Below are 8,349 nucleotides of genomic sequence, written 5' to 3' on the forward strand. Positions count from 1 at the left end.
AGAGCCGCATGCACCCCAACCGAGTCCACGACCTCGACTTCGCCCAGGTGGACATCGGCCGTGAGCAGCGCCAGGGGCTGCCCGAAGCCGTCTACGGGCCCGGCAAGACCCCCGCCCAGATCCGCGCGATCGTCACCGAGCTGCTGCGCGACAACACCGGGCCGGTCCTGGTCACCCGCGTCGACGCGGAAACCGCCACCGACGTCCTCGCCCACGTGCCGGGAGGCACCTACGACGCCCTCGCGGGCCTGCTGCTCTGGCGCCGCCCGGCCGAACCGGTCGGCTTCGCCCTGACCGTCGTCTCCGGCGGCACCTCCGACTGGTCGGTGGCGGCGGAAGCCTCCGCCGTGGCCACGGCCGTCGGACTGACGGTCACCACCGTGCACGACGTGGGCGTGGCCGGACTCCAACGCGTGCTCCGCGTCCGGGAACAGCTGCGCGCGAGCGACACGGTCGTGGTCGTGGCCGGGATGGAGGGCGCCCTGGCCAGCGTCGTCGGAGGGCTGGTCGGCTGCCCGGTGATCGCCGTGCCCGTCTCGACGGGCTACGGCGCCTCCCTCGAGGGCATCACCGCCCTGCTGGCCATGCACGCCTCCTGTGCGGCCGGCATCACGGTGGTCAACATCGACTCGGGCTTCGGCGCGGCGATGGCCGCCCACCGCCTCGCCTGGGCGGGGAGGCGGCGCCCGTGATCTGCTGGATCAACCCGTTCACGGGCCTCGCCGGCGACATGCTCCTCGGCGCCCTCCTCGACGCCGGCGCGCCTCTGGACGAGGTCAGGGCCTCGATCGGCGCGACGGGCCTCACCGGCTGGGAACTCGAAGCCGAGCGGGTGACCGTGCACGGGCTCACCGCGACCAGCGCCCGGGTACGGGTGACCGACAGCGCCACCGAGCGGCGGGCCGCCGAACTGCTGGAACTGGCCGCCTCGGCGCGGCCCGAGCCGGTGGCCGCACTGAGCACCGCGGCCCTCACGGCGATCGCCCACGCCGAGGGCCGGCTGCACGGCACCGACCCCGCCGAGGTCCACCTGCACGAACTCGGAGGCCACGATGCCCTGGTGGACATCGTCGGCGTCGCCGCCGCCCTGCACGCCCTCGGCGTCACCGAGGTCGTGTCCGCCCCGCTGCCCCTCGGCACCGGCCGGGTCCGCGCCGCGCACGGACTGCTGCCCTGCCCCGCCCCCGCGACCCTCGCCCTGCTGGAGGGCGCCGTGGTCACCGGCACCGACCTGCGCGGCGAGACCGTCACCCCGACCGGCGCCGCCCTGCTGCGCGCCGCCGGTGCCCGCTACGGCCCGCCGCCGACCATGACGCCCGTGGCGACGGGCTACGGAGCCGGAACACGCGTCCTGCCCGACCGCCCCAACGTCGTCGCCGTCACCCTCGGCCGCCCCCAGGACCCGCCGGGCGCGCCGGACCCGCCGGACGTGCACGGCACGACGCTCGAGGCCCTGGTCACCCTGGAGACCAACCTCGACGACGTCACCGGCGAGACCCTCGCCCACACCATCGCCCGGGCGCTGGACGAGGGCGCGCTCGACGCCTGGACGACGCCGGCGGTGATGAAGAAGGGCCGGCCGGCGCAGGTGCTGCACGTCCTCGCCCGGCCGGAGGCCGTCGGACGGCTCCAGGCACTGGTGCTCGCGGAGACCGGAACGCTCGGCATCCGGCACACCGCCCAGACCCGCGTCGCGGTACCGCGGAGTACGCGCACCGTCGACGTCGGCGGCGTGCCCGTCCGCGTGAAGCAAGGGCCCTTCGGGGCCAAGGCCGAGCACGACGACGCCGCGACCGCCGCCGCGCTCACGGGCCTGCCGCTGCGCGTCGTCGCCGAGCGGGCCCGGCGGCTGGCCGAGCGGGAACACCCCGAGGGCTCGACGGAGGAAGGCGGAACGCCATGAACGCCATGAACGGCAGGCCGGACAGCGATCACACGGACGACAACCCGGCGGAGGTGGTCGAGGTGAAGGCCGCCGCCCTGCTGTCGGCCGTACGCGCGACCGGGCCCTTCGCCGTCGCCTACTCCGGCGGCGCCGACTCCGCCCTCGTGCTCGCCGCCGCCGCGCGCGCCCTCGGGCCCGACGCCGTCCTCGCCGTGACGGCCGTCTCCGAGAGCCTCGCCTCCGGCGAACTCGACGCCGCCCGCGCCCTCGCCGAGAGCCTCGGCGTGACCCACCTCGCCCCCCGCACCGAGGAGTTGAACAGCCCCGGCTACCGGGCCAACGGCCCGGACCGCTGCTACTTCTGCAAGTCCGAGGTCCTCGACACGATCGCCGGAACGGCCCGCGAGCACGGCTTCGACCTGGTCGCCACCGGCACCAACGCCGACGACGCGGCCGACCCGTTCCGGCCCGGAATCAGGGCCGGGCGCGAGCGCGGCATCCGCACCCCGCTGCTGGACACCGGCCTGACCAAGGCGGACGTACGGGCCGTCAGCCGGCTGTGGTCCCTGCCCACCTGGGACAAACCGGCCACCCCCTGCCTGGCCAGCCGCATCCGCTACGGCATCCCCGTCACCCGCCACCGACTGGCCCGGGTCGACCGCGCCGAGGCGGCGGTACGCCGGGCGCTCCACCGGGCCGGGCTGCGCACCGAGCAGCTGCGGGTGCGCGACCTCGGCGACACCGTGCGGATCGAACTCGACCCCGAGACGGCCACCGCGGCGGCCGCACTCGCCTCCCTGGCGGAGAGCGTCGGCGAGGCGGGCTTCGGCACCACGCCCGTCGTGGTCGACGGCTTCGCCTCCGGCCGGCTCAACCACGAGCGGCGCGCCACCCCCCGGGAGCCCTGACGTGCGCCGCCCCCCTCCCGGACCGCGAACGCCACGGCACCGCCGGTACCGCCCCCCGACACCCTTCCTCCGCCCCGCCCACGATCGGACGGACCCCGTGCCGACGGACCCCGCGCTGACGGACAGCGTGCCGACGGACACCCACCCGACGCCCGAGCAGACCCTCTGGTACCGACGCCCCGCCGACGACTTCCTCGAGGCGCTGCCCCTCGGCAACGGCCGGCTCGGCGCCATGACGTACGGAGGGGTGCGCACCGAGCGGATCGAACTCAACGCGGACACCCTGTGGTCCGGCGGGCCCGGCCCCCGCGACCGGGCGGAAGCCGCCCGCCACCTGCCCGCCCTGCGGGAGGCCGTGCTGCGCGAGCGCGCCCACGCCGACGCCCACGCGATCTCCACGGCCCACTTCCAGGGCCCCGACACCGAGGCGTACCAGCCGCTCGCCACCCTCCTGCTGACCTTCCCGGCCCGCGAGGAGGGCGAGGCCGCCGACTACCGGCGCGAACTCGACCTCGACCAGGCCGTGCACACCGTCTCGTTCACCGAAGGAGGAGCCCGGTACCGGAGGGAGAGCTTCGTCTCCGCGCCCGCGGGCGTGCTGGCCCTGCGCCTGCGCACGGACACCCCCGGCGCCCTCACCTTCCGCGTGAGCCTCACGACACCCCACCCGGCCGCCACCAGCGCGGTCGAACCCGGAGCACTGTCGATATCCGGGCGCGCCGCGTCCTGGCGGGGCGCCGCCACCGTCCACCGGGACGACGAGGGCACGGGCTTCGCCGCCGCGATACGCGTGCGGACGGTGAACGGAACCACCCGCGCCGTGGACGGCTCGCTCGAGGTCACCGGCGCCGACGAGGCGGAGCTCCTGGTCGCCGTCGGCACCGGGTACCGGGACTGGCGGCAGCGGCCGGACGGCCCCGAGGCGGCGCTCGCCGAGGCCCACCGGTGGCTGGACCGGAGCGGCGGGCAGGACTTCGACGAACTGCGCGCCGCACACGTCGCCGACCACCGCAGGCTCTTCGGCGCGGCCGAACTCCACCTCCACGGCCCGGCGGAGGCCGAGCAGCGGCCGACCGACGAGCGCCTCGCCGCCGCGAACGCCGGCGCCGAGGACCCGGCGCTCACCGCCCGACTGTTCGCCTACGGCCGCTACCTGCTCGTCGCCTCCTCCCGGCCGGGCACCCAGCCCGCCAACCTCCAGGGCATCTGGAACAACGACCTCACCCCGCCGTGGAACTGCGACTGGACGTCGAACATCAACCTCCAGATGAACTACTGGCCCGCCGAGACCACGGGCCTCGCCGAATGCCATGCTCCGCTGTTCGACCTCGTCGCCGACCTCGCCGAAGCCGGGCGCTCCACCGCCCGGGCGTACTACGACGCGCCCGGCTGGTGCTGCCACCACAACGTCGACCTCTGGCGCGCCACCAACCCCGTCTCGGGCGACCCGGTCTGGGCGCACTGGCCCATGGCCGGGCCCTGGCTCGCCGCCCACCTGTGGGACCACCACCTCTTCCACGGGGAGCGCGAGTTCCTCGCCGACCGCGCCTACCCGGCCATGCGCGAGGCCGCCCGCTTCCTCACCCACCTCCTCGTCGAGGACGCGGACGGCGCGCTGGTGACCTGCCCGTCCACCTCACCGGAGCACCACTTCCGGCTCGCCGACGGCTCCCTGGCCGCCGTCGACGCCGGCGCCACCATGGACCACTGGCTCGCCGCCGAACTCCTCGACAACACCGTCGCCGCCGCCCGCGAACTCGGCGTCGACCACGAGCTGGCCGGGGAACTGGCCGGCGTCCGCGCCCGGCTGCGCCCACCGTCCCTCGGAGCCGACGGCCGCCTGCTGGAATGGAGGGACGACCTCCCGGAGGAGGACCCCGGCCACCGCCACCTCTCCCACCTGTACGGCCTCTACCCGGGCAGCGCCGTCGACCCGCTCGGTGACACCACCCTGCTGGACCCGGCCCGCCGGGCCCTCCGACGCCGACTGGAGCACGGCGGAGGCGGCACCGGCTGGAGCCTCGCCTGGGTCGCGGCCCTCGCCGCCCGCCTGGGCGACGGCGCGCTCACCGGGCACGCCGTCGAGCGACTGCTCGCCACCTCGATCGCGCCCAACCTCTTCGACCTGCACCCGCCCCGGATCTTCCAGATCGACGGCAACCTCGGCATGACCGCCGCCGTCGCCGAGGCGCTGCTGCAGAGCCACAACGGCGTCCTGCGGCTGCTGCCCGCGCTGCCGCCGTCCTGGCCGGACGGGGACGTCCGGGGCCTGCGGGCCCGGGGAGGGCTCACGGTCGGCCTGAGCTGGCGCCGGGGTGTGCTGGCCGGGGCCGAACTGCGGGCGGCGAGGGACACCACGGCGGACCTGTACCTGCCCGAGCGCGGGGGCGTTCCCGTCGTGACGGACGAGGACGGCAACCTGGTCGCGGCGGCCTCCGCCCCCGGCGACGCGCGCCGCCTCCGGGTCCGCCTTCCGGCGGGCGGTCACCTGCGGCTCTCCTACCCGGCGCCGGACGCCGGGCACTGAACCCGGACGGGAGGGACCGGTCAGTTGCCCTGGCCGGCGCTGCCCATCGGGCCGATCTTCACCGGGGTGCCGCCGCCCTCCGTCACCGGCAGGGTGGCGGCGCCGGGCCAGGGGAGGGTGACGGGCTTCGTCTCGTCCGGCGGGGTCACGACCACGCCGGTGACGCGCACTCCCGTGCCGCCGGACTTGTTGTTGGGGTACGTGATGCCGAAGAAGGTCGACTTCCCGCTCTTGACGACACCCGCTACGACCGGCTCCCCCGAACGCGTCGCCGACAGCGTCCCGGCGCTGGTCTTCAGGTCGACGCCCGCGTACCCGGAGAGCGAGCAGTCGTGGCCGCTGCGGTTCTTCAGCTCGACCACGACGGTGCGCTCGGCGTCGCCGTCGATGGTGCGGTCCACGGCGGTGATCGTCAGATCGTCGGTCCGGCACTTGCCGCCCGCCTTCCCGCCGTCGGCGGAACCGGTCGGGGCCGCGGTGCCCTTCGGCGCGGCGGAGGAAGTGGCGGGGGAAGTGGCGGAGGGAGTGGACGGCGCAGGCGGCGCGGAGGGCGCGGTGGTGACGGTCGGCGCTGCGGTGGGCTTGCTCTGGTCCGTGCTCGCGTCGTCGTTCTGACAGGCCGTGAGCGCCAGACCCGCGGCAACGGCCAGGGCCGCGAAGGTGACCTTGTGAACGCGCATCCCGTGTTCCTCCCCATCGGTGCGAGCGGTCGTTCCCGCCGCTTCCGATGGCCATGACAGCGCGCCCAGTTGAACCGTTCCGCTCAACCGCCCGTCCGTACACAGCTGTTACACGTCCGAGACGGCCCGGTCGCCCTCCCCGCGCGGGGAGGGCGACCGGGCGTCGGGTCACGCCACGTTGACGGCGGTGTCGTCCAGGACGAAGGAGGTCTGCTTGGTGTAGTCCTCGACGCCGCTGAACTTGAGGGTCACGCTCGTGCCCGCGTACGCGGACAGGTTGAAGCTGTGCTGCTGGTAGCCGGAGGCCGCGTTGACGTTGGAGTACGTCGCGAGGGTGGTGCCGTTGGCGGTCACCGTCAGCTTGTCGTACGCGCTGGTGGTGGGCTCGGCGGTGTCGACGTGCAGCCAGAAGCTGAAGGTGTAGCTGCTGCAGCCGGTCGGCAGGGTCACCGTCTGGGCGAGGGTGTCGGTGTTGGCGCTGCCGTACCCGTCCAGCCAGACGTCGTACGTGCCGGAGTGCGCGGGCTCGCCGGCGCTGCTGTTGATCGTGCTGGTGCCACCGGAGTTGGTCTCCGTCCAGCCGGCCGTCGTACCGGCCTCGAAGCCGGGGTTGGTGAGCAGCTGCGCGGCGGTGCAGCCGGTGCCCCCGGCGGGCTGGACGGTCCAGGTGAAGGTGACGGAGGAGGACGGGCCGGTGGAGTCGGTGGCGGTGGCCGTCACGGAGTACGTCCCGGCGGTGGTCGGGGTGCCGCTGATCAGGCCGGTGGTGGCGTTGAGGCCCAGGCCGGCGGGCAGGCCGGAGGCGCTGTAGCCGAGGGTGCCGCCGGCGGTGTCGGTGGCGGAGAGCTGGAGGCTCGCGGCGGTGCCGACGGTGGCCGTCCGGGCGCCCGGGTTGGTGAGGGTCACGCCGCCGGTGGTGGAGCTGCCGCTGCCGGCGACCCAGGCGGTGGCGTTGAGCCCGAGCGCGGCGTCGGTGCCGGCCGGGTCGTCCCAGCCGTTGAAGAGCGTCTTTCCGGCCTCGCCGGTGCCGTCGTCGATGGGCGAGCTGTCGCCCCAGATGGCGACGCGGCCCTTGCCGAAGCTACTGGTGGCGAAGAAGGCGCCGGTGTTACCGGAGGAGCCGGTGCGGTAGACGATGCCCTTGACGGAGGGGTTGTCGGCGGGCTTGAGGGTGAAGGTGGTCCCGTTGCGGATGATGCTGCCGGTGACGGTGCCGAACGGCCCGTGCAGCACGGGGTCGGTGGCGTCGTTGACGGCGGTCGGGTTGTCGGTCTGGATGTTGAGCAGATCGACGGAGAGCCCGAACGGGTCGTTGCTGTTGACCGAGTTGGCGGTCATCAGGTCGTTGATGATCGCGGGGGAGTCCCAGCCGTCGTTGTTGCGGTCGCTGCCCGTGTGGTCGGAGATCAGGAACAGGCCGCCGCCGTTCTGCACGAACGTCATGACCGCCGTCTTCTCGGCGTCGCTCAGCCGGACGTTCGGCTCCGGCAGCACGAACTCGTCGAAGTTCGCCAGGTCCAGGGCGCCGCCCGTGCCGTAGGTGATGGAGGAGCCCTTCGGCAGGGTCTTGAGGCTGTACTGGCCCGTCTTCTGCAGGGCGACACCCCAGCTGGAGATCGCCCCCGTCCAGTCGGTCGCCGCCTGCGGGTTGGCGTTCTCGGCGAGCGGGTCCGGCTGGCTGGTGCTGATGATCCAGTCCGCGTTCCCGGCGGTCTCGGCCTTGGTGTTGTCGAACAGCACACGGTGCTTCACGACCGTGGCGGCGGGCGCCGCGGCGGGCCCGGCACCCGCCGCCGTGGCCTGCTGCGGCAGCGCGGCCGCACCGGCGAGCACGGTCAGCGCGACGGCGCCCAGGGCGATCGGGCGTATGGCGTGGAGGCGTCTGAGCATGGATCAGGTCCCTTGTCTCGTCGGGGGTACAGGGGAGTGCTACGCGCGTAGGCGCGGAGACACAGTCCCATGATGCGGTGAGCGGCGCCTGAACGGAACGCGTCGGTTCTGCACATCACCGCACACTCGCCACCACCGGCGCCGCTTCACGCCCTCAGCCAGGGGACGCGCCGCCACGACCCTCGGACTCCCGGGGTGATCACCCCCCAGCGCGCACCGCCGTCTCCCGCCCGGCGGCCCGCGTCGCCGACGCGTTCGCGATCCCCCGACAATCCGGCCCGCCCCGGTGGCAGCCTCTCAGGGCTGCCACCGGGACGGAACGGACCGGGAGTTGTCGAGGTCAGGCCGTTGCTATCTGTCATCAGTTCCAGTTGCCGGTGACGGGGGTGTCGCCGGGGTTGCCGAACTGGAAGGTCAGGTCGGGGGTGTTGTTGTAGGCGTTGGCGAGGGCGAAGTCGC

6 protein-coding genes are annotated in these 8,349 nt (G+C 74.3%); 4 read left to right on the forward strand and 2 right to left on the reverse strand.

All coding sequences use genetic code 11. The features are described from left to right. Positions 1-8: 8 nt before the first annotated feature. The 4 genes from larB (at position 9) to IH61_RS0115140 (ending at position 5,320) form a co-directional block, all read left to right on the forward strand. Positions 9-692 carry a nickel pincer cofactor biosynthesis protein LarB gene (gene larB, locus IH61_RS0115125; RefSeq protein ID WP_031069810.1) on the forward strand — a complete coding sequence of 228 codons (684 nt, stop codon included), beginning with the start codon at positions 9-11 and terminating at the stop codon, positions 690-692. After that, positions 689-1,903, forward strand: coding sequence for a nickel pincer cofactor biosynthesis protein LarC (larC, locus tag IH61_RS0115130; protein WP_031069812.1), 1,215 nt, complete (start codon positions 689-691; stop codon positions 1,901-1,903). Before larB ends, larC begins: the two co-directional genes overlap by 4 nt. Further along, complete coding sequence (gene larE, locus IH61_RS0115135; protein WP_234327185.1) at positions 1,900-2,793, forward strand: ATP-dependent sacrificial sulfur transferase LarE; 894 nt, start codon at positions 1,900-1,902, stop codon at positions 2,791-2,793. The genes larC and larE overlap by 4 nt, the downstream gene beginning before the upstream one ends. A gap of 97 nt (positions 2,794-2,890) precedes the next feature. After that, positions 2,891-5,320, forward strand: coding sequence for a glycosyl hydrolase family 95 catalytic domain-containing protein (locus IH61_RS0115140; protein WP_051837091.1), 2,430 nt, complete (start codon positions 2,891-2,893; stop codon positions 5,318-5,320). Positions 5,321-5,340: 20 nt separating this feature from the next. Here IH61_RS0115140 and IH61_RS0115145 read toward each other — a convergent pair whose 3' ends face one another. Further along, positions 5,341-6,000, reverse strand: a complete 660-nt coding sequence (locus IH61_RS0115145; RefSeq protein ID WP_031069817.1) for a DUF4232 domain-containing protein — start codon at positions 5,998-6,000, stop codon at positions 5,341-5,343. A 168-nt stretch (positions 6,001-6,168) separates the two neighbouring features. Then, complete coding sequence (locus tag IH61_RS0115150; protein ID WP_031069819.1) at positions 6,169-7,890, reverse strand: putative Ig domain-containing protein; 1,722 nt, start codon at positions 7,888-7,890, stop codon at positions 6,169-6,171. Positions 7,891-8,349: the final 459 nt, after the last annotated feature.

This window comes from Streptomyces sp. NRRL WC-3742 (genome assembly GCF_000720635.1).
GTDB lineage: Bacteria > Actinomycetota > Actinomycetes > Streptomycetales > Streptomycetaceae > Kitasatospora.